We start from the raw sequence: 26,230 nt of genomic DNA, 5'->3' as shown, positions 1-26,230 counted from the left end.
ACTGCAGCCCCGCGCCAGTCTCTGTAAGGCGCAGGCTGCGGGATCAATCGTTTCGTTGCTTGCTCAGGTAGTTTTTCATTGTTACGGCGGCTTTGTTCAAGTGCTTCTGCAGAATACTGACGGCCTCTTCAACGGCTTTGTCATTGGCCGCTTCCACTAACCCGCGGTGATCGTCCTGGGTCAGTTTGCCCAGCCCCATGGACGAAAGATGGAAACGCAGGAAGCGTTCTTCTTCATTGAGTTCGTTTTCAATCAGGCGCAGCAGTTTCTGGTTGGGTGCCTTGTGGTAGAGAGACATGTGAAACAGGCGGTTCAGACGACCGATCTCTGCATATCGGGTTTCGGTCTCCAACAGTTCGATGTAGTGACGTGCCTGCGCGATATCCTCGGCATCAAGCAGTGGGATCGACTGGCGTAACGCCTCAGCTTCCAGAATGACCCGTAGCGCATAGGTGTCCACTGCATCCTCACCGATCAACGGTGCAACCACGGCCCCCTTATGGGCTACCACCTGCAACAATGACTGTGCTTCCAATTGGCGTAATGCCTCGCGAACGGGCATGCGGCTGACGCCGAACAACGTTGCCAGTTCCTGTTGGCGCAAGGCCACCCCAGGTGCGAGCCGCCCTTCGATGATGGCGCTACGCAGCCGTTCTTCGATCACACTGCGAGCGAGATGCGGCGGAACCTGCTCGCCACCGAGTATTTCACTCAAGAGTTTGGACTTTTCGGCCACGCGGACTCTACCCTGATGTCGGTGTGCTTTTTTGGATCTTGGATCCAATCTACACTAGTGATTGAAAATTTACTTGTCAAACCGGCTATGAACCACAGCGAAAACACTTTATGCGGCCCTGCAACAAGTGCGCTGTTGCCGATTCAATGACTATCGTGAATGAAGTTTTTGCCCAAGGGAAGCGGACAGAATGCCGGTATTTTCTGGGTAGTTGCACAGTAATAGCAGTGTGATCTCAGTCGGCCATTGTTTTTTCATCGGGCAAGTCGCACCATCCGGTTCCCTCAGGTCTGCACGGGTTATTCGCATTGGCGAAACGTTGGGCTTTTCATCTGATCATGCGCCGGTTCGGTCTGGCCTTGCTGCTTGGCTGCATGTTGCTGGGCGGCTTGCGTGCGGACTGGGATTTCTCCCAGATCAGTCGACGAGCTCAGGCCTTGTACGGCCCATTGGGGGCAGGCCAGGGGCGTATCGATGCCTGGCAACAGTTGTTGGCTACGCAGAAGCAACTGAGTGAGGTCGAGCGCCTCAATGTGGTCAATCAGTTCTTCAACCGTCAGTTGCGCTATGAAGAAGATATCGACCTTTGGCATGAAGTGGATTATTGGGCTACCCCAATCCAGTCGCTGATCAAGGGTGCCGGTGATTGCGAGGACTATGCGATTGCCAAGTATTTCAGCTTGCGTCGGCTTGGAGTTCCCAGCGAAAAGCTGCGTATTACCTACGTCAAGGCGCTGCGCCAGAACCGCGCGCATATGGTTTTGACCTATTATTCGAACCCAGACGCCATGCCGCTGGTACTGGATAGCCTGATCGATGCGATCAAGCCCGCCAGCCAGCGTGCCGACCTGTTGCCGGTCTATGCATTCAACGGCGAGGGGCTCTGGCTGGCGGGGGCCAAGGGTAACAAGAAGGTCGGCGATACCAAGCGTTTGTCCCGTTGGCAGGATCTATTGAAGAAGATGCAGGCCGAAGGTTTCCCGGCCGAGCCGGTTTACTAAGGAGCGTAGATGTCACTGTTCAAACAATTGTTGCTTGCCATCTGCCTGTTCCTGGTGGTCGCCTTCACCGGCAGTTTCATGGTTAGTCTGGAAAGCTCGCGTAGCCAGTACGTCAACCAACTGCGCTCGCATGCCCAGGATGCGGCGACGGCGTTGGCATTGTCGCTGACACCGAACATTGATGACCCGGCAATGGTCGAGTTGATGGTCAGCTCGATATTCGACAGTGGTTACTATTCCAGCATCCGGGTAGTAGACCTGACCTCTGACGCCCTGTTGGTTGAGCGCCATGCCGAGCCGGAAGCTGGCAGCGTGCCACGCTGGTTCATCCGTCTGATAGGCCTGGAGGCTGCGGGCGGCGATGCGATCGTCAGCCGGGGTTGGCAGCAGGCGGCGCGTGTCGAGGTGGTCAGTCACCCGATGTTCGCCCTGGCCAAGCTCTGGCAGAGTGCATTGGGTAGTCTGGGTTGGCTGCTGCTCTGTGGTGCGCTGAGTGCATTGTTGGGCGCGATGTTGTTACGTCGCCAACTCAAGCCGTTGGACTATATGGTTGCCCAGTCCCAAGCCATTGCACGGCGAGAGTTCCTGAGCTTGCCCGAACTGCCGCGTACACCTGAACTGCGCCGCGTTGTCCAGGCAATGAACCAGATGGTCGATAAGCTCAAGGCGCTGTTTCTGGAGCAGACCGAGCGCAGCGAGAAACTGCGGATTGAGTCATACCAGGACAGTCTCACCGGACTGGCCAACCGCCGCTATTTCGAGATGCAACTCAACGCCAAGGTCAGTAACCTGGAAGAGGCGCGAGCGGGCTACCTGCTGTTGCTGAGGGTCAAAGATCTGGCGGGGCTCAACCAGCGTTTGGGTGGGCAACGGACTGATCAGTTGCTGCAAGCGGTCGGGCAGCAGCTGAAACGTGCCTGTGCCAACTACCCGGAAACCAACAACCTGATTACCCGCAGCCGCGGCGGCGAGTTCGCCGTGCTGGCGCCGGGCATGGTGCATGAAGAGGCCGTGCAGTTGGCGCAGGCGCTTGAGGTCACGTTGCAGAGCCTTAGTGCGACAGGTGCGACTGACGTGAGCACGGTGGCCTGTATTGGCTTGGCACCTTATAGCCCGGGTGACGCTCCGCAGGCGTTGTTGAAATTGGCTGATGAGGCCCTGGCTCGCGCCGAGGCCCAGGTTGAGCCGAGTTGGGTGTGCCTTGAACAGGGTACTGCGCCGCAAACAGGCGATACCCATCATGGTTGGCATACCTTGCTGGATGATGCTTTGAGTCAGGGGCGTTTCCAGTTGTTCTTCCAACCGGTTGTGGCATCGGAAGACCTTGAGCGTGTACTGCATTACAAAGTGTTGTCGCGCTTGCTCGACGCTCAGGGTCAGACCATCGCTGCCGGTCGCTTTTTGCCCTGGCTGGAGCGCTTTGGCTGGTCGGCGAGGCTCGACCTGTTGATGTTGGAGCTCGTGCTCAAGCAAATGGGCGACCACGGCTACGCCTTGGCGCTGAACCTGTCGGCGGCAACCCTGGCTGATCCAAAGGCCTTGCAGCGGGTCTATGAATTGTTGGGGCAGTATCCGGCATTGGGCCAACGTCTGACGCTGGAAATCGGGGAAGAGCAGCTTCCCGAGCAATCCGTGCTGGAGCAATTGACCCGACGCCTTCGCAGTCTGGGTTTCAGCCTGAGCCTGCAGCGCTTTGGCGGGCGCTTCAGCATGATCGGCAACCTTGCGAATCTGGGGTTGGCCTACCTGAAAATCGACGGCAGCTATATTCGCGCCATTGATCAGGAACAGCACAAGCGCCTGTTCATCGAGGCGATCCAGCGCGCAGCACACAGTATCGACTTGCCGTTGATTGCCGAGCGCGTTGAAACCGAAGGTGAGCTCAATGTGCTGCGTGAAATGGGCATTCAGGGTATTCAGGGGCAATTGGTCGGCGAACCGGCACCCTGGAAGTAGTGCTGCGGCGGGGCGAGTACGCTAACGGTACTCGCCTTCCAGCTCGTCGAGTTGGTGATCAAAGCTGCGCAGGCGCGCCGACCAGGTGTACACCAGCACTTCCAGGTCGCGGTTGAGTACTGCCGCACCCCGTCCCGCACTTTGCTGTGAATCGCACAGGTCCAGTTGATAGCGCTCACGGGCCATCGCGGTGGCCACACTGGAGAGCTCCCGAGCATTGTTCAGCCAGTGCCAACGGGAGTCCTGGATTTCCTGGTCAAGCTCGCGGCACTGGCGCTTCAAGGCTTCCAGGCTTTGCTCCAGTGGCGTGCCCTCCAGCTCGCCCATGACCTCCTGAAAGGTCCGTCCGGGTTGCCAATAGCTGCCCCAGAAATAGCGGTCAAAGACGGTCTCGACGCGACGCAGCGCCACCTTGGTGTTCCAGATGGCAACCAGTGTGCGGCCCTGAGCCAATTGGCGCTTGCGCGTTTTCAACTGCTGCCAGGAGGTCCAGGCCAATGACGTCAGTGCCATTGCCGCGATCACGGCAGCGGCGCCGAACAGGAACAGTTCGGCCTCTGCCAGTTCGTAAGCGTCGCGTATGCCATAGAAATAACCGGCGGTGAGCAATACCAAGGCGGTTACCGCGCACCAGAAGCCGGGTGCATAGGGATCTTTCATTGGCGCTGTCCCCGTGTTGTTGTTTTGAGCATAGCAACGCCACTCGCCGATATCCGTTGCCGCTCAGCGCATTTTTCGCAGTGCCAGACTGAGCTGGTCGATCACTTCGGCCCAGTCGGCGTCCTCAAGGATTTCATCGCGCAAAAAATCGCGTTGCGACGCTGTCCAGAACAGCGCATCTGCGAGCGCTATATCGGATTTCAGGGGGGAGTGGCTGGTAATGAACTGGTCAATGCTCAGCGCATCGTCAGCCAAGCCCAATTGTTTGAACAGTGAGGGAAGGCTATGGGTAGTTGATTCCATGGTTCGCTCCTTGGGCCAGGCAGACTAATGACAGTGCCCGCCTGGCGGTGGGTTGGAGATCATCAGCAGACCTCGCGCACTTCGGCCTTTGGCACCAGTTTCAGGTACTGATCCATGCTCATGTGAACCAGATAATCGTGGTTGCCTGCTTCCAGGTAGATATCGCCCTGACGGGTCAACGTCGGGTCGAGCAGCATTTTGATTTCGTAGGCATCGCCCAACGCTGGAATGGCGCCGCGCTCACAGTCGCCGAACAGGTGTGGCAGGCCACTTTCTCGGGTCAGTTGCCAAGGGCCGGTGGCGCGCACCTTGCTCATGTCCAGATGACGGTTGGCCGGTAGTACAGCCATCAGGTAGTGCCCGTGACGGTCGTCGAGCATGACTGATTTGGCGACCCGCTCGGCGGGGACACCTGCAGTGCGTGCAGACTCAAGGCTGGTCGCTGAGTGTGGGTGAGGAACGATGTCGTAATCGCAGCCGGCCGTGTCCAGGCGCTGCTGCACGGTTCTTGCCATACGCATGATGCACCTCCAGGCCCAGTCCAGGCGTTATGCCATTACAGGCCTCGGTTAGTTTGTCCCCCTGTGGAAAGTTTAGGCGGTGCTGTTGTGGGTTGCCGGACTAAACTTAATTCACACATACAAGCCAGGTGTGACCGGGTGAACGCTCGCCGCTGGTGGCGCATGCTTCTGCTGCTGATGCTCGTCGTTATGTCGAGGGGGCAGGGTGCGCCTGGTAGCCCGGTGCTGCTCTTGCGTGTAGACGATGCCATTGGTCCGGCTTCTGCCGACTATCTGGTGAGGGGGCTGGCTCAGGCTCAGGCATTGAATGCTCAACTGGTTGTGATTGAGCTGGACACCCCGGGCGGCCTGGACAGCTCGATGCGTACCATTATCAAGGCGATTCTCGCCAGCCCGGTACCGGTGGCCACCTTTGTTTCGCCCAGTGGGGCTCGGGCGGCCAGCGCGGGTACCTATATTCTCTACGCCAGTCATGTCGCGGCGATGGCCCCGGGAACCAATCTTGGTGCGGCTACACCGGTGCAGATTGGCGGTGCACCGGGCGCACCGCCCGCTGCCCCCAGTAGCGACAAGAAGGCGCCTTTAGATCCTGGCGACACCCTGCTCCACAAACAGATCAATGATGCCGCCGCTTACATTCGCAGCTTGGCGCAATTGCGCGGGCGGAATGTCGAGTGGGCGGAAAAGGCCGTCCGTGATGCGGTCAGTCTGCCCGCCAGCGAAGCGTTGCGGCTAAAGGTGATCGATCGTGTGGCCACTGATGTGCCAGACCTGTTGCGCCAACTCGATGGCAAGAACCTTGACGCCGCAGGCCAGGCCGTCGTGTTGCAGACCACCCAGGCGCCGCTGATTGAGCGCCAACCCGACTGGCGTACCCGACTGCTGGCGGTCATCACCAGCCCCAGTGTGGCGCTGGTGCTGATCACCGTCGGTGTCTACGGGCTGATGTTCGAGTTCATGAACCCGGGTTCCGGTGTAGGCGGCGTGGTGGGTGGCATCTGCCTGTTGTTGGGTTTGTACGCGTTGCAGTTGTTGCCGGTGAACTATGCCGGCGTTGGCCTGATCATGCTGGGGCTGGCATTCATGATTGCAGAAGCGTTCTTGCCCAGCTTTGGGGTCATCGGCTTTGGGGGTATTGCCGCGTTTGTGGCGGGCGCCGTCATTCTGATGGACACCGATGTGCCCGGCTTTGGCATTCCCTTGCCTCTGATACTGGGGTTGGCCCTGCTCGCAGCGTTGTTGTTGAGCGGGTTGATCGGTATGGCGCTCAGGGCCAGAAGGCGTGCACTGGTCAGTGGAGATGCCGGCCTTGTGGGTAGCGTGGTGAGGGTCACCGACGTGCAGGCCACAGACCCTTGCATGGGCTGTGTACAGGCCCAGGGCGAGCAGTGGCAGGCACAGTGCCAGACGCCTTTGCACGCCGGGCAGCGGGTTCGGGTGGTGGCACGCAACGGCGTGCTGCTGGAGGTTAGTGCTGCCGCCGAACAACCGGCGCAAGGAGAGTGAGCATGTTCCTGCAACTGGGTTTTGCTGCGCTGTTTGGGCTGATCATGCTGCTGTTGTTTTCAGCCTTTCGCATTCTGCGCGAGTACGAACGCGGCGTCGTGTTTCAGTTGGGCCGGTTCTGGCAGGTCAAAGGGCCGGGGCTGATTCTGCTGATTCCGGGCGTGCAACAGATGGTCAGGGTCGATCTGCGAACCGTGGTTCACGACGTACCGCCCCAGGATGTGATCACCCGCGACAACGTCTCGGTCAAGGTCAATGCGGTGCTCTACTTCCGTGTGCTGGATGCCCAAAAGGCAATCATTCAGGTCGAGGACTACTTCGCCGCTACCAGCCAACTGGCCCAGACCACCTTGCGTGCGGTACTGGGCAAGCATGAACTCGACGAACTGCTGGCTGAACGCGAACGGCTCAATCTGGACATCCGTCAGGTGCTTGATGCCCAGACCGATGCCTGGGGCATCAAGGTGGCAAACGTCGAGATCAAGCATGTCGACCTGAATGAGTCGATGATTCGCGCCATAGCCCGTCAAGCTGAAGCCGAGCGTGAGCGACGGGCCAAGGTGATTCATGCTGAAGGCGAGTTGCAGGCGTCAGAGAAACTCATGCAGGCTGCCGAAATGCTGGGGCGCCAGTCCGGCGCCATGCAACTGCGCTATATGCAGACCCTGGGCAGCATTGCCGGGGACAAGTCATCGACCATCGTCTTCCCGCTGCCGTTGGAGCTGTTCAAGGGGATGATGGATAACACCTGAGGGCATCAGTGTGCTGCCGAGGGTTGCGCGGCGCGTGCATCGCCAGTGCCTTCCCAGCCCCCACCCAGCGCGAGGAACAACCCGATCTGCCCCAAGGCGACCTGAGTGTTGGCAGCCGCCAGTTGGGCGCGCATATCCGTGTAAGTGCGGGTCGCCTGCAGGTCGGCAAGGAACGACGCGCGACCGGCCTGATAGAAACGATGCGTTTGATCTGCAGCCAACTGCGCCGAGCGTTCGGCCTCTGCCAAGGCATCACGCCGTTCCAGCAGGGCGCTGTACTGGGCAAGGCTGGTCTGGGTTTCGCGGATGGCGTTGAGCACCACGCCGTCAAAGCGTGCCAGGGCGGCCTGGGTCGAGGCCTCGGCTTCGCGGATACGTGCCCGAGTACCGTTGGTCGGTACGTTCCAGGTCAACAGCGGACCAAAACCCCAGCGGTTGGTTGCCTGTGTACCGAGGTTTTCCAGAATACCGATGGTGCCAACTTGAGCGCCAATGCTGATGTCCGGATACAGCTGGCCGGTGGCGACCCCGATGGTGGCGGTGGCGGCTGCTAGGCCACGCTCGGCCTGGCGTACATCTGGGCGTCGCTTGAGCAGCGCGGCCCCATCACCTACGGGTAATAACTGGGCAATGTGGGGCAGTTCGGCACAGGTTGCGGTGCCGGCCGGTAGCTGGTCGACAGGCTTGGCCAGCAGCATCGAAAGGGTAAACAGACCGGCTTCGCGTGCTGCCTGATAGCGCGGCAGTTCAGCGCGCAGGGATTTGAACTGGGTCTGCGAGCGCGTGACCTGGGTTTCGTCGCCACGCCCGGCATCGCGCAGGCGTTGGGTCAGGCTCAGGCTTTGCTCCTGCAGGTCCAGTGAGGTCTGGGCGATGTGCAGCTCTTCGTTGGCGGCACACACCTGGGTATAGGCGCGCACGACGTCGGCGACCACTGTGATTCGTGCCGTATCAGCGGCGGCCTGGGTTGCGTCGGCATTGGCCTGGGCTGCTTCTACACCGCGCTTGAGGGTGCCCCACAGGTCGAACTGGTAGGACGCACTAAGGATCGCTTCGCCAATATTGGCCACGGGCACTTTTTCCGGCAGCAGGAACGCCTCGCCGGATTCTTGCAGGCGCTGGGCGCCGAGTTTCGTTCCGGCGTGAAAGCCGCCCTGAGCCTGTGCTTCCTCGACTTGGGCGCGGGCCCGGGCGATATTCGCGGCAGCTACGCGCAGCTCGGTGTTGGCAGCCAGGGCGTCGCGCACCAAGTGGTCAAGGCGATCATCGCGATACAGCTGCCACCAGTTGCCGGGCACTGGTGCGGAGACCACGCTGTTCGCATCGTTGCGCAACGTGCCTTGCAGGTCACTGCGGTTGACCGCTGCGTCCTTGGGCAGGTGGTAATCCGGGCCGACCATCTGGCAGGCCGATAGCACCAGGCTGATGCTCAGCAATGCCAACCGCTTCATTGACCGCTGCCCTCGATGATGGACACTGTGGCCGTGCGCCCGGCGATCATGCGGAAATCATCCGGCACCTGATCGAAGGCGATGCGTACGGGGATGCGCTGGGCCAGGCGTACCCAACTGAATGCGGGGTTGACGTTGGGCAGCAGGTTCGCGCCACTGCTGCGGTCGCGGTCTTCGATACCGGCGGCGATGCTCAGTACATGGCCACGCAGCCGTGTGTTGTCACCCATGACGCGAATGTCCACTGCCTGGCCAACCTTGATGCCGGAAAGCTTGGTTTCCTCGAAGTAGCCGTCGACGTGGTAAGAATTGCTGTCCACAACCGACAGTACAGGGCGCCCGGCACTGACGAACTCGTGTACGCGCGGGGCTCGGTCGTTGAGGTAGCCGTCCACCGGGCTGCGCAGTACCGAGCGGTCGAGGTTGAGCTGCGCCGCATCGACTGCCACCTGGGCCTCGGCCAGAGCCGACTGCGCCCGTGCCTCGCGTGACTGGCTCTCTTCCAGTTGCTCTTGGGCGACCAGGTTGCCCAACCCTCGATTACGCTTGGCCTCACGTTGCGCCTGGGCCAGGGTTTCCTTGCGCTCTGCCAAGGTGGCCTGGGCCTGGCGCAAGGCCAGGCGGAAGCGGTCCTGATCAATGGTGAATAGCACATCGCCACGTTTGATCACCTGGTTGTCACGCACGCTGACCTCCTGGATCAGCCCGGACACGTCAGGCGCGATCTGGATCACATCGGCGCGGATGTGCCCGTCACGGGTCCAGGGCGCGAACATGTAATACAGCACCATCTGCCAGACCAGTACGGTCGCCAGCGTCACAACCAACAGCGTCAGGACCATGCGTCCCAGGGTCAATAGAGGTTTCTTCATGGCAGCATCAGGCTTCGAAAAAAATGATCTACCGTACCGAGCAGTACGGCGTAGAGGGCGACGTTAAACAACGCCCGGTGCCAGACCAGGCGATAGAAATGCACGCGTGTCAGCACGGCATGCACGCCGAGAAACAGCAGGTATGTTCCCAGCATCATCACGAGCAGCGTGGGCAGGAAAACCCCGCTGATATCCAGGTCACCGATCACAGGGGCGCTCCGTCGATGCCATAGGGCAATTGAGGTGGGTTTGCAGCGGGATCAAGCATGACTTCCACGCCTGGCAGCAAGGCCAGACGCAAACCGCTCAAGGCATGCAGCAAATGCAGACGGGCATCGGCGTGTTCGGCCATGCTCTGCACGTTAAGCGCCTGGCGAGCGCGCTCCATGCTGGTCAGCAACAGTTCAGGCGGGTGCAGGCGACGGCGAGCGTCCAGGCAGGCCTGGAAATGCGCGCCCACTTCGGTGACGACCTGTTCAAGTTGCGCTCGAGCCTGGGCTGAAGCACGGGGCATATAGGCCAGCAGGTCGAGCAGGTTCAGGCCAACCCGCAAGTCACGCAGGGCACCGCTGGTGTCCTGTCCGGTCTGGCCGAGGCGTGGCAGGTGCTGCATCAGGCGGTCGAGCATTTGCACGCCCAGCCTGCGGTGCTCGGCCAAGGTGGCAGGAAGGGTCATGCCGACGATGTCGTGCCAGCTAAACCGCGTTAGCCGCCGGGCGGCGTGCTCGACACCGAACGGGCGCATCACCAGGGTCCAGATGAAGGCGAACAACAGGCCTGCGGGGCCCGCCAGGTTGGCATTGATGAAGGTCAGAAAGTCGGCGTCGTAGGCCCCTTGGATGCTGATGAACGAGGCCGTATTGACGATGGTCAGCAAGGTGCCCAGGTAGAAGCGCGGCTGGACGGTCAGGGTGCCGACGCAAATGAACGGGATTGCGAAGGCCAGTACCAGCATCGGGAAGTCATGCAGGTTGGGCAGCACCAGAAACAGGTAAAGGCTGGCAAACACCACCGACAGGGTGGTCCAGAAGAAAAACCGATAAATCTGTGGTGCCGGGTCGTCCATGGCGGCGAAGAAACTGCAGGCAACCGCTGCCAGAATGACTGCGCTGGCGCCATCGTTCCAGCCCAGCAGGATCCACAACGTCGTGGCGGCAATGATCGCGGTCACGGTCGAGAACACCGAGTAGAGCATCAGGCCGCGGTCAAAAAACGGTGTCAGCCGGCCCAACCGCCAGTGTCGATAAACGGCGTGCCAAGGCGAGAGGTCCTCGGTCCGAATGGCCTGTTGCAGCGTGCAGCAGTCTTGCCACAGATCGACCCATTCGGTGAGACGATACAAGGCATTGGAAAGCAGTAGCATGGGCCGCTCGTCCAGCGCTGCGGCGTCGGGCTGCAGGTTTTTCAGCCGGGTGCGCAAGGCTGACCAGCGTGCTGGTGAGGCTGATTCGGCGGTGGCTTGCAGCCAGTCGCGGGCCTCCAACAGCACGGCTTGAAGGTGTTCAGCCTGGGCCGGGGCGCGTTTCTCAAGTGCCAGCAGTGCGTCGTCCAGTGCGTCGAGTACTGGTAGCAGGTGAATCATGCGACCACGCAGCTCGCGGGCGTTCTTTACGGTTTGTGGGCGTGCGCCCTCATGGGCCAGTTGGCCGATCATCATTTCCAGCGAGTTGAAGGTCGCGACCATCGAGGCGCGCAAGGTGCTGACGGTTTCGGTCGAGGCCTGCCGGGCGAGGAACGTGTCACTGTACCGACGGGCTTCATTGAACCAGTTGCTGGTCGTGCCCACCACTACAGGGGCCAGTCGGCGCGGCCAGAACACTGCCCCGACCACCGCCGCGCAGACTATGCCCAGGCAAATCTCCTGGGCCCGTGAGGACGCGATATCGAATACGGCCAGCGGGTTGTCGACCACAGGCAGGGCAATCATTGGCAGGGTGTAGCCGGCCAGCATCAGGGTATAGCTGTTAGCGGTGCGCAGGTGCATGGAAAGGAAGAGCAGGGTACCGGTCCACAGCGCGATGGCGATCGTCAGCAGCACCGGAGCCTGTACCAACAGGGGCACCAGAAAGACGGCCCCGGCCGCGCCGAGCAGGGTACCCATGGCCCGGTACAGGGCTTTTGAGCTGGTTGGCCCGACGAATGGGCTGGATACGATATAGACCGTGGCCATGGCCCAATAGGGCCGTGGCAATTGCATGAGCAGGGCGATATACAGTGCGATCATCGAGGCAGCGAAGGTTCGTACCCCGTAGAACCAGTCGCGCGCAGGCGGCATTGAGCTGAAAAAAGTACTCATGCGGTTTGCCCCGAGGCGCGCTGTGCCGCCTCTTCAAAGGCCCTTAATACCCGCAGAGTCGCCTCAAGATCCGCTGCCGGAAGATCCGCCAGTACCTCTCGGCGCAAGCGAACCAGTTCGCCCTCGATGGCTTCGGCCAAGGCTCGGCCACTGGTGGTCAGGCTCAAGGCTTTGGCGCGGCGGTCGAGGGGATCTTCGCTACGGCAGACGAAGCCCGCGCTGCACAGTTGGTCGAGCAGCCTCACCAGGGAGGGGCTTTCCAGTCCGGCCGCCTGGGCGACCTTGACCTGATGAACGCCGTCGCCCAGGCGCACGATCAATAGCAGCGGCACCGCGCAGGCTTCGGAGATACCGTAACCAGCCAGCGTGGCCTGGCAGATCCGTCGCCAGTGCCGGCCGGCTGCCACCATACCGCTGCTGATGTTGAGTTGCAGTGCGTCGAGATTCATTGGAGGGCGGTCACGCGGATATTCATAGTTTGCTAACTATCAATATACTTCGACCACCACCCCCGACGTCAAGAGGCGCTTGCTCAATGGTTTCAGTAGCGCACCTGGTCCTCCAGCTTCATGCTCAACGCCAAGGGGCTGCCCAGGCCAATGGCCTGATCGCGCCAGAACAGGTAGCGCAAGGTGTCGTTCGACAGGCTGAAATGGACAGCCAGTTCCTCCGCAGCCTGTACCACCTTGGCGACTGCGGCGAGTTCCAGCCAGTACAACGCAGCCTTGGTGTCAGTCTCGACCTGTTGGCCATGCAGCAACCGATAACCGATTTCAAAACGGCAGCGTGCATCGCCGCGTTCGGCTCCGCGCATGAACCACTGGTAGGCGCGCTGCAGGTCGACTTGCCACTCCTGCACATGGGTATCGCAGACCTCTTCCTCGTAAAGGTCACCGAGTGCCGCTGCAGCATGGTCCAAACCACGCTCGAAGGCATGCTGGTAGTACTCGGCTGCACAGGCGTAGCTCACCATCACGCCTTTGCCGAAGTAATGTTGCTGGGCCAGGTTAAACCATGCTGTCGCATTGCCCTGCAAAGCGGCCATGCGCAACAGGTGGCCGGCCAGTGTCGGATCCGCTCGCCAGTACTTGCCATTGAGCCAGATCCAGCCGAGGTCATTGAGTGCCGAGATGCTGCCCTCCAGCGCCTGGTTGCGCAGGTCGGTATACACCGCCTGCAGGTCGGCGGCCTCATCAAGGCTGTTTATCAGGCTGAAACTGTCACCCAGCGCGGCACGCTGGCTGGGCATGCCAACCCCGGCATAGAGGCGCGACAAGTGGCCGGTACGTCCGGGGGCTGGCGTGATGCGCGTGGGCAACAGGCGCTCTAGCAAGGGATAGATATTGCTGACAGCAGACATGTTCATCCTCATTGAACCACCCGCAGTACCGAGAGCGGGGGTGATGGGATGTGATTCTGCGCAAGGCAACGACAAAACCTGTCGCGAACAATCATCGTGAAGCGATTCAACAGCTCTTCCTTGATCTGGTTGAATAAATGGCCATTTGCCATATCCGTTGGCGGGCGCCATGCTAGTGCGCAAGTCTAGACAAGGACGCACCCTTTTGCCCTCTGCTACCACCCGCGCCACACTCAGCCGCCAATGGGAACTTTTGCGCCAGCTACCCAGCCGATCCCCCGGCATCACTAGCGCAGAGCTGGTCGCCCGATTGCAGGACGCTGGCTTCACCATCAGCAAGCGCAGTATCGAGCGAGACCTCAACGAACTGTCGTTGATCTTTCCACTGGAGCGCAACGACAAGAGTATTCCCTATGGGTGGCATTGGGCGGCAAACGCCTGTGTCGAACTGCGCGGCTTGAGCATCAGCGAAGCCTTGAGCCTGGCGTTGGTCGAGGAAGCGGTACGGCCACTGCTACCGGGGAGCATGCTCAAGGTGCTTGATGCGCGTTTCAGTCATGCTCGGCAAAAACTTGAGCACTTGTCCGGTGCGAACAAGGCTGCGCGCTGGCTGGACAAAGTCGCCAGCGTTCGCCCCGACATGAACATGCAAGCGCCCGAGGTGCCCGACAGCATTCTGGAAACGGTGCAGAAGGCATTGTTGGAGGAGTATCAGTTGAAGTGCCAGTACTACTCGGCACATAACGACAAACTCAGCGAAATGACTCTCAACCCGTTGGCGTTGATTCAGCGCGGTCAGGTCAGCTACCTGATTGCCCGAGCGGATCCCTACAGTGATATTCGCCAGTTTGCGGTTCATCGCTTTCGCACGGTCAGTATCCTCAGCAGTGCCACCGAAGGTCTCGAGGATTTCGACCTGCAGGTTTACCTGCGCAGCGATGCCCTGCAATTCGGGCAGACCGATAAAATCGAGCTGCAAGCCTGGGTGAGCGACAGTTTGGCGCGCTTGGTACGTGAAACGCCGCTGTCGGCGGACATGAGCCTGGCCCCGTTGGCACATGGGCATCTTCTGAGGGCGACGGTCAGCAATAGCTGGCAGTTGCGCTGGTGGTTGTTGAGCCAGGGCGATGGCTTGATCGTCGAGCAGCCGATCGGCCTGCGCCAGCAAATTGCTGAAACCCTGAGCAAGGCCGCCGCCCAGTACCAAACGGCATGAATTAGCGCTGCATACCCCAGCGCTTGATGGTGACCCGTTCCAGGCTATTGAATACCAGGCTCTCCACCAACAAGCCGATCAGGATGACCACCGCCAGGCCGGCGAATACCTTGTCGGTGTACAGCTCGTTGCGGTTCTGAAAAATGTACCAACCCAGGCCACCCTTGCCGCTGGTCGCACCGAAGACCAGTTCGGCGGCAATCAGGGTGCGCCAGGCAAAGGCCCAACCAATTTTCAGCCCTGAGAGAATCGACGGCAGCGCGGCTGGAATCAGGATATGCAGGACCAGGCGCAAGCCGCGCAGGCCATAGTTGCGTCCGGCCATGCGCAGGGTTTCCGATACGCCGAGAAAGCCGGCATAAGTGTTCAGCGCCAGTGCCCAGAGTACGGAATGTACCAGTACGAAAATCAGGCTGTTGTCGCCCAGGCCGAACCAGAGCAGCGCCAAAGGCAGCAGGGCGATGGCGGGCAAGGGGTTGAACATTGAGGTCAAGGTACTGAGCAAGTCGCGGCCGAATTGTGTCGACACTGCCAGGCTGGTCAACCCGAAGGCCAGGACAATGCCCAGCAGGTAGCCCTTGAGCAGCACGATCAACGAGACGCCGACCTTGGCCAGCAGCTCGCCGCTGGCCAGGCCATCGATCAAGGCACGGGATGTCTGGACAAAGCTGGGCAGGAGCAGGTCGTTGGCCTGATAACGGGCAACAGCTTCCCAGGCCAGGGCCAGTAACAGCAGGATCAGCCCTTTGCGCAAACTGCTGTGTTGCCAGAGTCGCTGGGCCAGTGGAAGCTCACGTTCCAATGGCACGTTGAGCAGCGGCTCCAGGGGGACTTCATACTCCTGGCGCACAATAGGAGGGGTAGCCATGCGAGTGGACTCCAGGTCAGTAGGCGATGCGAACATCGGCGAAATCAAGATCGAGTGCTTGATCTTGCGCCTGATCTTCCTCAAACAGCAGTCGATGGATACGTTGTGCCGAGGCCTGGAACTCACGGCCGCCCAGACTATGCAGCCCGTACTGATGGCTGTGCACTTCGGCGCGCACCCGTCCTGGGTGCGGTGACAGCAGCAGAATGCGGTTGCCTACCACCAACGCTTCTTCGATGGAGTGGGTGACGAACAGCAGTGTGAAACGCACCTCCTCCCAGAGCAGCAACAACTCTTCCTGCATCTTGCGCCGGGTCAGCGCATCGAGTGCGGCGAATGGTTCGTCCATCAGCAGGATCTTCGGTTGCATCGCCAGTGCCCGTGCGATGGCCACCCGCGCTTTCATGCCGCCGGACAAGGTGTGCGGGTAGGCGTCGGCAAAGGCTGCCAGGCCAACTTTTTCCAGGTAGTGCAGCGCGCGCTGCTCGGCCTCCTGACGCGGCAGCGTGCCAGAGACCTGCAACGGGAACATGACGTTCTGTTTGACGGTTTTCCAGGGTGGAAGCTGATCGAACTCCTGAAACACCACAATACGGTCGGGACCAGGCCCTTTAATAGCCTGGTCTTGCAGACGAATCGTCCCTTCCTGAGGCTCGATGAAACCGGCCACCGCCTTGAGCAGGGTCGATTTACCGCAGCCTGAGGGGCCTAGCAGAACAAAGCGGTCGGCCTTGTCCACTTCAAAGCTGACGTGGTGAGTGGCGCGCACTACGCGTTGCGCAGTGCGGTACTCGAGGCTGACGTTATCCACGTGCAGCAGAGGCGACGTGGGCACGTCGCGCAGGTTGCTAACCGTGTGGCCTTGCAATTGGGCGTTCATGCGTTTCAGCTCCCTTGCAGAGGCTTCTCATCCTGGAAGAAGTAGTCTTTCCAGGATTCGGGCTTGTGCTTGATGGCGCCGACGCGATAGAGAAATTCGGCCAGTGGGTAGGTGTTTTTCGGCGTGACGCTGAACTCGTATTGAGGGTTGTCGATGATCTTGAGCAGGGCCTCGCGGTCGATTTTTGCCTTGGTCACCCGAATGTAGGTGTCGGCGGCGGCAGCCTTGTCGTTCTGGGCGAAGTCTGCCGCTTCGGCCAGCGCTTCAACGAACGCTTTATAGGTCTTGGGGTTGTCCTTGCGGAATTTCTCAGTCGCAAACAGTACGGTTGGCGAGTTCGGGCCGAGCAGGTCGTAGGTGTTGAGCACCACATGCACATTCGGGTTGGCCAGCACCTGATCCTGGAACGGCGGGTTGGAGAAGTGCGCATTCAACTCGGTGCCACCGGCCAGCAGGGCTGCGGTGGCATCAGGGTGCGGAACCGCCAGGGTGAATTTGTCCAGGCGGGCATACTCCTTGTCACCCCATTGCTTGGCTGCCGCGTACTGCAGAAAACGCGATTGCACAGAAACGCCCACTGCCGGCAGGGCGATGCGGTCCTTTTCGCTGAGGTCGGCAATCGTCTTCACATTCGGATTACTGCTGACCAGGTAGTAGGGGAAGTTGCCGAGTGAGGCGACGGCCTTGACGTTCTGTCGACCCTGGGTGCGGTCCCAGATGGTCAGCAACGGACCGACGCCGGCCCCGGCGATATCCACCGAGCCGGACAGCAGTGCGTCGTTGATGGCTGCACCGCCAGAAAGTTGGGTCCAATCGACCTTGATGTCGACTCCCTGTGCCTTGCCGTGCTTTTCGATCAACTGTTGATCACGCACCACATTCAGTAGCAGGTAGACGATGCCAAATTGTTCGGCGATGCGAATTTCGCCTTCGGCCTGTGCGGCAGCCGGGGCTACCAGGCTTCCGGCGATCAGGCTAAGACCCAGGCCGATACTGGCCGCGAGGCGGCTGATAGCGTTACTCATGCTGTGCTCCTTGATCGGTCTTAGAAGGGCGCGTCGCCCTGAATAGTGGTGCGGTACAACTTGCGACGCAGGTGGCTCGGGCAGCCGGTTGCCAGGTGAATCAGTGAGCGGTTGTCCCAGAACACCAGATCGCGGGGCTGCCATTGATGGCGGTAAATGTTGTGTTCCAGCACGCTGTGGGCATACAGCTCGGTGAGAATCTGGCGGCTTTCGTCTTCCGGCAGGCCGATGATTCGGGTGGTGAAGCCCTCGCTGACAAACAACGCCTTGCGACCGTTCTCCGGGTGCGTGCGGACGATCGGGTGAATCACTTCCTGTACCTGTGCCAACTGCTCGGCAGTCAGGGTTGGGCGCCAGTTGCCTTCGAACTTGGTCTCGCTGTAACGCGCGGTATATGAGTGTGCGGCGCTGCGCCCCTCGACGGCCTTGCGCAGGGCCTCTGGCAGGTCGTCCCAGGCTTTGTGCATATCGGCGAACAGGGTGTCGCCGCCTTCGCGGGGCAGTTCCTGGGCATGCAGCATCGAGCCGAGGCTGGGGAGTTCCTTGTACGACAGGTCTGAATGCCAGAACTTGCCAGCATCGCCCAGGCCGATGTTCTGCCCGTTCTCGACAATGTTGGAGACAATCAGGATTTCCGGATGCCCGGCCAACAGGAACTGTTTGAGCACATGTACTTGCAGTACGCCAAACCGGCGGCTGAAGGCGACCTGCTGTTCGGGCGTGATGTGCTGGTTACGAAAGACCAGCACGTGGTGATCCAGATGAGCCCGGTGGATGCGGGCAAACGCTTCGTCGTTGACCGGCAGGCTCAGGTCAAGGCCGATGATCTCGGCACCTACTGCGCCGGCAAGAGGACGAATTTCGAAGGTTTGCTGCTGTGCGCTGTCGTGTACCGACAAAGCGATTGAGGCTGCTGACATAGTGCTCTCCCACGCAGTGCGCGCCCAAGGGTGCGCGCATCGATCAGAAACTCACGGCTGTTCCGTGTTGGTTCGTGTCGTGCGGCGCACCGATTGGTCGGCATGTACGCAGGGGATTAACTATATTGCTATAAGAGATTTAATTTAAATATCTTTATTGAATAAGCATATGAGTGAGCAGCGGCCTCCAATCAACGCTCGCGCAAGGCCTCGGCCCGTGCACGGATGATCGGCTTGAGCAGGTAGCTCAACACGCTTTTCTTGCCGGTAATGATGTCCACTGATGCGACCATGCCGGGGATAATCAGCAGCGGTTTTTCGTCAGTGCCCAAGTGGCTGCGATCCGTACGCAGTTTGATCACATAGAACGTGTTGCCGTCTTCGTCGGTGATAGTGTCGGCGCCGATCTGCTCCAGCCGGGCTTTCAGCCCGCCATAGATGGTGAAGTCATAGGCGGTGAACTTCACCATGGCGTCCTGGCCAGGGTGGAGGAAGGCGATGTCCTGTGGACGGATCCGCGCCTCCACCAGCAGTGTGTCATCCAGCGGCACGATCTCGACAAGATCACTACCGGGTTGAATGACGCCGCCAATCGTGTTGACCAGCAGTTGTTTGACGATACCGCGCACCGGCGAAGTAACCAGCGTACGGCTGACCCGATCCTCCAGCGCCTTGCCGGTTGCCTGGGCCTTGCTCAGGTCCGTGCGGGCTTCGTTCAGTTGGGTCAGGGCCTCGCTGCGGAACTTGCCACGGGTTTCGTCGATCTTGCGTTCGACTTCCTTGATGGCGGACTCGGCGCGTGGGATGGCCAGAGAGGTTGCATCCAGTTGGCCTCGGTTTTCCACTTCGGCCCGCTTGAGGCGTAGCACCTCAACCGGAGAAATCGCGCCCTGGGACACCAACGGTTCGGACATGTTGATTTCCTGACGCAGCAGCTGAAGGCTGTTGCGGTACTGCGCCTGCTTGGAGCTGAATTCGCGCAGTTCCTGCTGGCGCTGTACCAGTTGCTCCTGCAAACCGCCGATCTCGTTCTGCAACTGCTGGCGCCGACTCTGGTACAACGATTCCTCGTTGTTGGCCTGATTGGGCGCGGCTTTGCGGATTTCATCGGCGATATGCAATGGGCGATCCTCGACCTCGGCGCTCAAGCGTTCGACGCGCAGGGCCATGGCCAAACGGTCGGCTTCTGTCTCGCCAACGTTGGACACGAACCGAGTATCGTCCAGGCGCAGCAGTGGCGCGCCGGCTTCGACAATCTCGCCTTCGTGGGCATAGATCTCGGCAACGATACCGCCTTCCAGGTTCTGGATTTTCTGCAGTTTTGAGGACGGAATGGCCTTGCCATCGCCGCGTGTCACTTCATCAATGATCGCGAAGTTGGCCCAGAGCCCCATGAACAGGAAAAAACCGATTACGCCCCAGATGGTCAGCCGCACAATGCGCGGTGCATCCTCGATCAGGGCTTTGTTGACCTCAGGCAAGGGTTGCCCATGGAGCGACTCCGAGCCTTTGAAGTAGTTACTCAGTACGTCCTTGATGCGACCTGCTCCAGACTTAAGCAACACTGATCTGCCCCTTTTTCAGCGCATCCATTACGGCGGCTTTCGGGCCATCCGCGACAATCTGCCCGCGATCAATCACGATCAGCCGGTCGACCAGCGACAACAGCGAAGCACGGTGCGTGACCAGTACGACGGTCTTGTTCTCGATAACCGCTTGCAGGCGCTGCTTGAGGCGCTCTTCACCGGTGTTGTCCATGGCGCTGGTCGGCTCGTCCAGCAACAGGATCTGTGGGTTCAGCAGCAAGGCCCGGCCTAATGCAACGTTCTGTCGCTGGCCGCCGGAGAGGTTCTGGCCGCGCTCGCCGACCTGCAGCTCGTAGCCCTGCGGGTGCAGCCTGGCAAACTCATGCACGCCAGAGAGCTCGGCCGCTTGCAGAACCATTTCGTCCTCGATATAGCGGGCACCGCTGACCAGGTTGTCGCGCAATGTGCCGGACAGCAGCTGGATGTCCTGAGGGACATAGCCGATATTGTGGCGCAGCTCGCTCACATCGATCTGACGGATGTCCACGCCATCGACCAGCAACGAGCCGGCGTCTGCTTCGTAGAGGCCGACAATCAACTTGGCCAGCGAGCTCTTGCCTGAGCCGCTACGGCCGATGATGCCGATCTTCTCGCCTGGCCGGATCACCAGGTTGATGCCCTTGAGCGCAACGTTCTGCTGGTTCGGGTAGGTGAAATCAACCCCGCGGAACTCAATGGCACCTTGCAGTACCTGGCGGCTCAGTGGGCGCTCTTCGAAGTTGCGCTCTTGCGGCAGCACCATCATCTGGTCAACCGAGACCATGGTGACCTTGGCCTGCTGGTAACGGGTCAGCAACCCGGCCAGTTGGCTCAGGGGGGCCATGGCGCGTCCATTGAGCATGTAGCAGGCGATCAGGCCGCCCATGCTGAGGTGGCCGTCCATGATCTGGTAGACGCCGAAGCAGATCAGCGCCACGCCGGCCAACTGCTGGATCAGCAAGGTGATGTTCATGGCCAGGCCCGACAGCACCTTTACACGCAGCTCCAGGCGGCTAAGCGTACCGATGGTCTGCTCCCACATGTACTGGCGTTCGCTTTCGGCGTTGTTGACCTTGACTGCATCCAGCCCTGCGAGGGTTTCGATCAGGCTCGATTGGCGCTCGGAGCCCAGCGCCATGGTGCGTTCCAGCGTTGCAACCAGCGGTTTTTGCAATGCATGGCCAATGCCCAGAGCCAGCGGGAAGGCAACGATGGGAATCCAGACCAGATGGCCGCCGATGATGGCGATCACCAAGAGGATCAGCAGGGTGAATGGCAGGTCGATCAGGCTGGTCAGGGTCAGCGACGCAAGGAAGTCGCGCAGGCCCTGAAATTCATGGATGTTCTGGGCGAAGCTACCGACCCGGGCCGGGCGGTACTTCATTGCCATACCGACAATACGCTCGAACAGCGTGGCGGAGATGATCAGGTCGGTTTTCTTCCCGGCCAGGTCCAGGCAAAGGCTGCGCAGGCCCTTGAGGATCAGGTCGAAGAGGTAGGCCCCGGTAATACCGATGGCCAGCACCCAGAGGGTCGAGGTGGCCTGGTTGGGAACTACGCGGTCGTAGACGTTCATCACGAACAGCGGTGCGGCCATGGCGATCAGGTTGATGACCAGGCTGGCGGCGATGGCGTCGGCATAAAGCCAGCGCGAGCGCTTGAGGGTGTCACGGAACCATGAGCGCGCCCTGGGGATCAGGTTGCCATGGTTGACGTCGAACTTATGCTGCGGCTGGGCAAAGAAAACCCGGCCACTGTAATCGGCCAGCAGCGCTTCGCGGCTGACATGTACCTCACCGCCGTCGCTCTCGCTGAGCAATAGACGTGCAGTACCTTCGTTTTCCCAGCCGAGCAGGATCGTGCTGCGGCCATCCTTGAGCAGCAACATCGCCGGCATGGCGATGTTGGGTATCTGCTCCAGCTTGCGTTGCAGCAAGCGACCTTGCAAGCCTGCCCGGGCAGCGGCGCGAGGCAGTAGCTCCGGGCTCAACCGCTGCGAGGGCAGCGGTAAACCGGTGGTGAGCATCGCCCGGCTGGCAGGTTTCTGGTGCAACACACAGAGCGACAGCAGGCTGTCCAGCAACGGGTCGTCGTGCTGGCTGCGTGGATCATGGGTGAGCTGGACTCGACTGACTTCTGATTCCACGCGGCAATCTCTTAGCAAATACGGTTGGACATGAGGGCTGGCCTCAGTTCATGCCGGGCAGGTTTACCTGAGGCTTCATGTCGTTCTGCACGACAGTTGCCATTGGCGCCACAACGCCCTGGCTCTTGAGGAGCTGGCCAATGGTCGCCTTGATTCGATACTGAGTAAACAGCTGACTGTTCTTCACCTCTGCCAGGCGGCGCTGGGCGGTGAACAACTCGTTCTCGCTATCGAGCAGGTCAAGCAATGTACGCTCGCCCAAGCTGAACTGTTTCTGGTAAGCGGTGCGAACACTGCTGCTGTAATCAACGTACTTCTGCGCAATCGGCACTTGGGCATTGGCGTTGTTCATAGCATTCCATGCCAGGCCCAATTCTTCATTGAGCTGGCGCAAGGCATTGTTACGAATATCCAGCGCTTGGTTTGCCTGATAGGACTTGGACTCCAGGTCCGCTTTGTTGCTGCCACCGGCATACAGGTTGAAACTCATGCGCAGCATGGCCTGCCAGTCATTGTTATGACCGCTGACACCATCGATGTTGTTGTCGGCACTGCGCCCCAGTTCAGCATCGAAACGCGGGTAGAACGACGATTTTGCAGCATCGTACTGCTTCTCTGCAGCGGCGATATCGGACTCCGCCGAGCGCAGGATCGGGCTGCTTTCCAGCATTTGCTGGCGTGCTTCATCCAGGCTGGCTGGCAGCATGTCGATGAAGGCCGGCGGCGTGCTGATTTCGTCTGGCATTTGACCAACTACGCTCAGGTAGTTGGTTTGTGCGTCAGCCAGGTTGGTTTGTTCAGTGATCAGGTTGTTGCGGGCCTGCGCCAGGCGCGCTTCGGCCTGATCCATATCTGCCAGGCGACCAACACCCCGTGCGGTCCGCAGCTTGATTTGATCGAAGATGCGTTCATGGCTGCGCAGGTTGTCTTCGGCCAGACGCACCATGTCGCGACGGGTCAGCACGTCCAGATACACCTGGGCAACGTTGAGCGCCGTGCGCTCGGACGTGCCCATCAGGGCATAGGCGCGTGAGTTGACGGTGGCTTGTTGACGACCGACTTCACTGGATGTGGCGAAGCCGTCGAAGACCATTTGTCGAAGACGCACACTGGCTTCGCCACGGTTGAGGGTTTCCCAATCATTGCTACGGTTACCGATGCGAGTGCTCGGGCTGTCGGTACCTTCGCGGCCGTAACCTGCCAATACATCCACCCGCGGCAAATAGCCGCCCTGGGCTGCGCGCAATTGATAGTCGGCTGCGGTTCTGCTGTTAACCCCGGCTTGAACTTCCGGGTGGACTTCGATGGCGCGCTGCATAGCTTCCGGCAGGCTTTGCGCTTGAACAAAACTGGCGGCAAGGGTGAAAGGAAGAGCAGTCAGAAGGAGCGATCGCATTTACTTTTTCCCGGGGACATCTTGTCCCAAATCACAGCAAGTGGCCTTGCCGCATTTAATAATGGCAACCGTGCGGACCTTACGTCGGAAATTTCCGAGATGCTACTAGGATCGTACGAAGGAAGACTGGTGACCGTTCAAATATCAATGTGACATTACGTATCCGATTGTTTAGGATGGCGATCAGAAGGTCAATAGTTTGGCATGAAGTTAATTGCCAAACCTTTTAGTCATTATTTTGACAGTTGCAGTGTCAAAAACGCCTCACAGAACATTCCATCTGATTGCGGCAAGTCAGCGTCGCTCGGGCATGGAAGCCAATTTGAACGGTTAGTCCGGAGAGTCTTATGAGCAGTGTTGTTGCCGTTGTCAAAAGCATTGTTGGTCAAGTAATCGCGGTTTCCCCAGAGGGGATTCAACGTGTACTCATCGAAGGCGACCGTTTGTTCGTCGGCGAGCAGGTACTGACCGGTCTGGCCGGTGCCGTAACCCTGGAACTGGCTGATGGCCGCACGCTCGATCTCGGGCGCGACATGCAGTGGAGTGCCGATGCTCCAGACAGCACCACCGATCTGGCTGAGGCTACGGCGCAACAAGCCCCGTCGGTTGACGAGTTGCAACAAGCGATCGCGGCCGGTGCTGACCCGACCACTGAGCTGGAAGCCACGGCGGCAGGTCCCACTGCAGCTGGCGGTGGTGGCGGTGCAGTCGGTGGTGGCCACAGCTTCGTTATGCTCGATGAGACCGCTGCTTCAGTCGACCCGACCATTGGCTTCCCTACCGAAGGCTTGGCCTTCCAGACGGCCGCTGTCCAGCAAGAGCAAGGCCCGCTGGTTCTGAATACGGCTGCTGATGCCACCACGCCGTTGCGTGCCGCCGACCTGACCCTTACCGCTACCCCGAGCATCACTGAAGCGGGTGGTGTGTTGACCTACACGGCGACTCTGACTCAAGCGCCACTGACCGACCTGACTATTACCTTGTCCAACGGCCAGGTGATTGTTATCAGCGCCGGCCAGCTGACCGGCAGCGTCAACGTAGAAATTCCGCCGAATGACACGGTGTACATCGATGGCAGCGAAATCTCCGCCACCATCACTGGCACCAGTGGCGGTGGTGGCCTGGTGGTTACCCCGAGCACAACACCTGCAGTCACCCAGATCACCGACACCATCGACACCACCACCGTGACCCTGACGGCGACCGGCAATATTGTGGAAGGTGGCAGCATCACCTACACCGCGACCCTGACCAACCCGGCACAGACGCCGGTCACTGTGACCCTGTCCAACGGCCAGACCATCACCATTGAGGCCGGCAAGACCACCGGCAGCGTGGATGTTGAAACCCTGGGTAACGATGTCTACAACAACGGCAGCACCGTCAGCACCACGATTACCGGTGCTACGGGGGGTAACTTCGAGAGCTTGGTGCCGAGCACCGAACCGGCGGTGACTACTATCACTGACTCGCCGGACACCACCACCGTTACGCTGACGGCGACCGGCAATATCGTGGAAGGCGGCGGCATCACCTATACCGCGACCCTGACCAACCCGGCACAGACGCCGGTCACCGTGACCCTGTCCAACGGCCAGACCATCACCATTGAGGCCGGCAAGACCACTGGCAGTGTGGATGTCGAGACCCTGGCCAACGACGTTTACAACAATGGCAGCACCGTCAGCACCACGATTACCGGTGCGACGGGGGGGAACTTCGAGAACCTGGTGCCGAGCACCGAGCCGGCGGTGACCACCATCACCGATTCGATCGACGCCACTTCGCTCACCCTGACGGCGACGTCGACGGTGGGTGAGAACGGTGTGATTACCTACACCGCTACGGTCGGTGCGCCTGTGACCGGTTCGCCACTGACCGTAACCCTGTCCAATGGCCAGACCATTACCATCCCGGTGGGTGAGTCCGCCGGTACGGTGGACTTCACCGCGCCGAATGATGTGTACAACGGCGCCGACTCGATCATCACCACCATCACCGGCACCACAGGTGGTAACTACGAAAAGCTTGAACCGAGCGAAGAGCCTGCGATTACCGAAGTGGTCGACAGTACGGACACCACCAGCCTGAACGTGACGGCAACTGGCGAAGTCGCCGAAGGTGGCAAGATCGTCTACACCGCGACCTTGAGCAATCCGGCCGGTACCGAAATGCAGATCACCCTGAGCAATGGTGAGACCATCACCATTGCCGCAGGTGCGAAAGAAGGCAGCATCAGCATTGATGCGCCGGGCGATGATTCATACATTGATGCTGGCACACTGAGTGTTACGGTCACTGGTACCAGCGGTGGTAACTTTGAAGAGCTGGAGGTCAGTGACAAACCTGCAGTGACCACGGTGACCGACACCATCGACACCACCACCGTGACCCTAACGGCAGAGCCAAGTGTGGTTGAAGGTGGCGTTGTCACCTACACCGCATCGGTCAACGCCCCGGTTACCGGTACCCCGCTGGTGGTGACCCTGGCCAACGGCCAGACCATCACCATCCCAGTCGGTGAGTCGTCGGGTTCGGTGCCGTTCACCGCACCGAACAACGTCCACAACACCAACGCGCCACTGACCAACAGCATTACCAATGTTGAAGGTGGTAACTACGAAAAAGTAGAAGCCGTTGGTAAGCCAACCACGACCGTCACCGATGGTCCTGGCACCCAGGATTCGACTGGCCTGAGCGTCAGCGCAACCGGCGAAGTGACCGAAGGCGGCAAGATCGTCTACACCGCGACCCTGACCAACCCAGCCGGCACCGAAATGAAGGTGACCCTGAGCAACAA

Annotated in this window: 23 protein-coding genes; 6 read left to right on the top strand and 17 right to left on the bottom strand. The window is 60.0% G+C overall.

From position 1 onward, the window contains the following. Positions 1 to 43 precede the first annotated feature (43 nt). Entirely contained in the window at positions 44 to 736 is a 693-nt protein-coding gene (locus tag UIA24_RS21945) for a GntR family transcriptional regulator (RefSeq protein WP_330523921.1), read from the bottom strand. 338 nt (positions 737 to 1,074) lie between these two features. Here UIA24_RS21945 and lapG point away from each other — a divergent pair, with 338 nt between their 5' ends. Both lapG and lapD read left to right on the top strand, forming a co-directional pair. Beyond that, the gene (gene lapG, locus UIA24_RS21940; protein WP_330523925.1) at positions 1,075 to 1,737 is read left to right on the top strand and encodes a cysteine protease LapG; all 663 of its coding nucleotides are present in this window, start codon (positions 1,075 to 1,077) and stop codon (positions 1,735 to 1,737) included. Positions 1,738 to 1,746: 9 nt separating this feature from the next. Continuing rightward, a complete protein-coding gene (gene lapD / locus UIA24_RS21935; protein ID WP_330523920.1) occupies positions 1,747 to 3,693 on the top strand; it encodes a cyclic di-GMP receptor LapD in 1,947 nt (648 codons plus the stop codon). Between the two features lie 21 nt (positions 3,694 to 3,714). Here the strand turns inward: lapD and UIA24_RS21930 are convergent, their stop codons facing one another. The 3 genes from UIA24_RS21930 to UIA24_RS21920 all read right to left on the bottom strand — a co-directional run bounded on the left by UIA24_RS21930 (position 3,715) and on the right by UIA24_RS21920 (position 5,177). After that, complete coding sequence (locus tag UIA24_RS21930; RefSeq protein ID WP_099773257.1) at positions 3,715 to 4,353, bottom strand: NADH:ubiquinone oxidoreductase subunit N; 639 nt, start codon at positions 4,351 to 4,353, stop codon at positions 3,715 to 3,717. 63 nt (positions 4,354 to 4,416) lie between these two features. After that, complete coding sequence (locus UIA24_RS21925; RefSeq protein WP_065761602.1) at positions 4,417 to 4,656, bottom strand: DUF2789 domain-containing protein; 240 nt, start codon at positions 4,654 to 4,656, stop codon at positions 4,417 to 4,419. 62 nt (positions 4,657 to 4,718) lie between these two features. Further along, on the bottom strand, positions 4,719 to 5,177 hold the full coding sequence (locus UIA24_RS21920) for an aminoacyl-tRNA deacylase (protein ID WP_065761603.1): 459 nt from the start codon (positions 5,175 to 5,177) through the stop codon (positions 4,719 to 4,721). 138 nt (positions 5,178 to 5,315) lie between these two features. On the opposite strand from UIA24_RS21920, the gene UIA24_RS21915 reads away from it, so the two are divergent. Next, a complete protein-coding gene (locus tag UIA24_RS21915; RefSeq protein WP_330523919.1) occupies positions 5,316 to 6,683 on the top strand; it encodes an NfeD family protein in 1,368 nt (455 codons plus the stop codon). A 2-nt stretch (positions 6,684 to 6,685) separates the two neighbouring features. Continuing rightward, positions 6,686 to 7,435, top strand: coding sequence for a slipin family protein (locus UIA24_RS21910; RefSeq protein ID WP_330523918.1), 750 nt, complete (start codon positions 6,686 to 6,688; stop codon positions 7,433 to 7,435). Between the two features lie 5 nt (positions 7,436 to 7,440). Here the strand turns inward: UIA24_RS21910 and UIA24_RS21905 are convergent, their stop codons facing one another. The 6 genes from UIA24_RS21905 to UIA24_RS21880 form a co-directional block, all read right to left on the bottom strand. Continuing rightward, positions 7,441 to 8,886 (bottom strand): efflux transporter outer membrane subunit, encoded by a 1,446-nt coding sequence (locus UIA24_RS21905; RefSeq protein ID WP_330523917.1) that lies wholly within the window; start codon positions 8,884 to 8,886, stop codon positions 7,441 to 7,443. After that, on the bottom strand, positions 8,883 to 9,758 hold the full coding sequence (locus tag UIA24_RS21900) for an HlyD family secretion protein (RefSeq protein WP_330523916.1): 876 nt from the start codon (positions 9,756 to 9,758) through the stop codon (positions 8,883 to 8,885). Before UIA24_RS21900 ends, UIA24_RS21905 begins: the two co-directional genes overlap by 4 nt. Beyond that, a complete protein-coding gene (locus UIA24_RS21895; protein ID WP_330523915.1) occupies positions 9,755 to 9,967 on the bottom strand; it encodes a DUF1656 domain-containing protein in 213 nt (70 codons plus the stop codon). The genes UIA24_RS21900 and UIA24_RS21895 overlap by 4 nt, the downstream gene beginning before the upstream one ends. Further along, a complete protein-coding gene (locus UIA24_RS21890) occupies positions 9,964 to 12,054 on the bottom strand; it encodes an FUSC family protein (RefSeq protein WP_330523914.1) in 2,091 nt (696 codons plus the stop codon). Before UIA24_RS21890 ends, UIA24_RS21895 begins: the two co-directional genes overlap by 4 nt. Then, positions 12,051 to 12,503, bottom strand: a complete 453-nt coding sequence (locus UIA24_RS21885) for a MarR family winged helix-turn-helix transcriptional regulator (RefSeq protein WP_102053690.1) — start codon at positions 12,501 to 12,503, stop codon at positions 12,051 to 12,053. The genes UIA24_RS21890 and UIA24_RS21885 overlap by 4 nt, the downstream gene beginning before the upstream one ends. Positions 12,504 to 12,595: 92 nt before the next feature. Continuing rightward, positions 12,596 to 13,414: a tetratricopeptide repeat protein gene (locus UIA24_RS21880; protein ID WP_102053691.1), complete on the bottom strand. Its 819-nt coding sequence runs from the start codon at positions 13,412 to 13,414 to the stop codon at positions 12,596 to 12,598. A 205-nt stretch (positions 13,415 to 13,619) separates the two neighbouring features. On the opposite strand from UIA24_RS21880, the gene UIA24_RS21875 reads away from it, so the two are divergent. Continuing rightward, entirely contained in the window at positions 13,620 to 14,630 is a 1,011-nt protein-coding gene (locus UIA24_RS21875) for a helix-turn-helix transcriptional regulator (protein WP_102053692.1), read from the top strand. 1 nt (position 14,631) lies between these two features. On the opposite strand, the gene UIA24_RS21870 is transcribed toward UIA24_RS21875, so the two are convergent. From UIA24_RS21870 to UIA24_RS21840, 7 genes are all read right to left on the bottom strand, one after another. Beyond that, positions 14,632 to 15,498: an ABC transporter permease gene (locus UIA24_RS21870; RefSeq protein WP_330523913.1), complete on the bottom strand. Its 867-nt coding sequence runs from the start codon at positions 15,496 to 15,498 to the stop codon at positions 14,632 to 14,634. Positions 15,499 to 15,514: 16 nt separating this feature from the next. Continuing rightward, on the bottom strand, positions 15,515 to 16,378 hold the full coding sequence (locus tag UIA24_RS21865; RefSeq protein WP_330523912.1) for an ABC transporter ATP-binding protein: 864 nt from the start codon (positions 16,376 to 16,378) through the stop codon (positions 15,515 to 15,517). Positions 16,379 to 16,383: 5 nt separating this feature from the next. Continuing rightward, positions 16,384 to 17,403 (bottom strand): ABC transporter substrate-binding protein, encoded by a 1,020-nt coding sequence (locus UIA24_RS21860; protein WP_330523911.1) that lies wholly within the window; start codon positions 17,401 to 17,403, stop codon positions 16,384 to 16,386. A gap of 20 nt (positions 17,404 to 17,423) precedes the next feature. Then, positions 17,424 to 18,323 carry a TauD/TfdA dioxygenase family protein gene (locus tag UIA24_RS21855; RefSeq protein ID WP_330523910.1) on the bottom strand — a complete coding sequence of 300 codons (900 nt, stop codon included), beginning with the start codon at positions 18,321 to 18,323 and terminating at the stop codon, positions 17,424 to 17,426. A 191-nt stretch (positions 18,324 to 18,514) separates the two neighbouring features. Further along, positions 18,515 to 19,888, bottom strand: coding sequence for an HlyD family type I secretion periplasmic adaptor subunit (locus tag UIA24_RS21850; RefSeq protein WP_065761709.1), 1,374 nt, complete (start codon positions 19,886 to 19,888; stop codon positions 18,515 to 18,517). Continuing rightward, positions 19,878 to 22,034: a type I secretion system permease/ATPase gene (locus tag UIA24_RS21845; RefSeq protein ID WP_330523909.1), complete on the bottom strand. Its 2,157-nt coding sequence runs from the start codon at positions 22,032 to 22,034 to the stop codon at positions 19,878 to 19,880. Before UIA24_RS21845 ends, UIA24_RS21850 begins: the two co-directional genes overlap by 11 nt. 43 nt (positions 22,035 to 22,077) lie before the next feature. Continuing rightward, positions 22,078 to 23,430, bottom strand: a complete 1,353-nt coding sequence (locus UIA24_RS21840) for a TolC family outer membrane protein (protein WP_099773261.1) — start codon at positions 23,428 to 23,430, stop codon at positions 22,078 to 22,080. Positions 23,431 to 23,777: 347 nt separating this feature from the next. Here UIA24_RS21840 and UIA24_RS21835 point away from each other — a divergent pair. Next, positions 23,778 to 26,230 (top strand): retention module-containing protein (locus tag UIA24_RS21835; RefSeq protein ID WP_330523907.1); only part of this gene is annotated, 2,453 nt, incomplete at its 3' end.

Source organism: Pseudomonas sp. AL 58 (genome assembly GCF_036348395.1).
In the GTDB taxonomy this organism is placed as follows: domain Bacteria; phylum Pseudomonadota; class Gammaproteobacteria; order Pseudomonadales; family Pseudomonadaceae; genus Aquipseudomonas; species Aquipseudomonas defluvii.
This window is presented reverse-complemented; position numbering and strand designations above follow the sequence as displayed.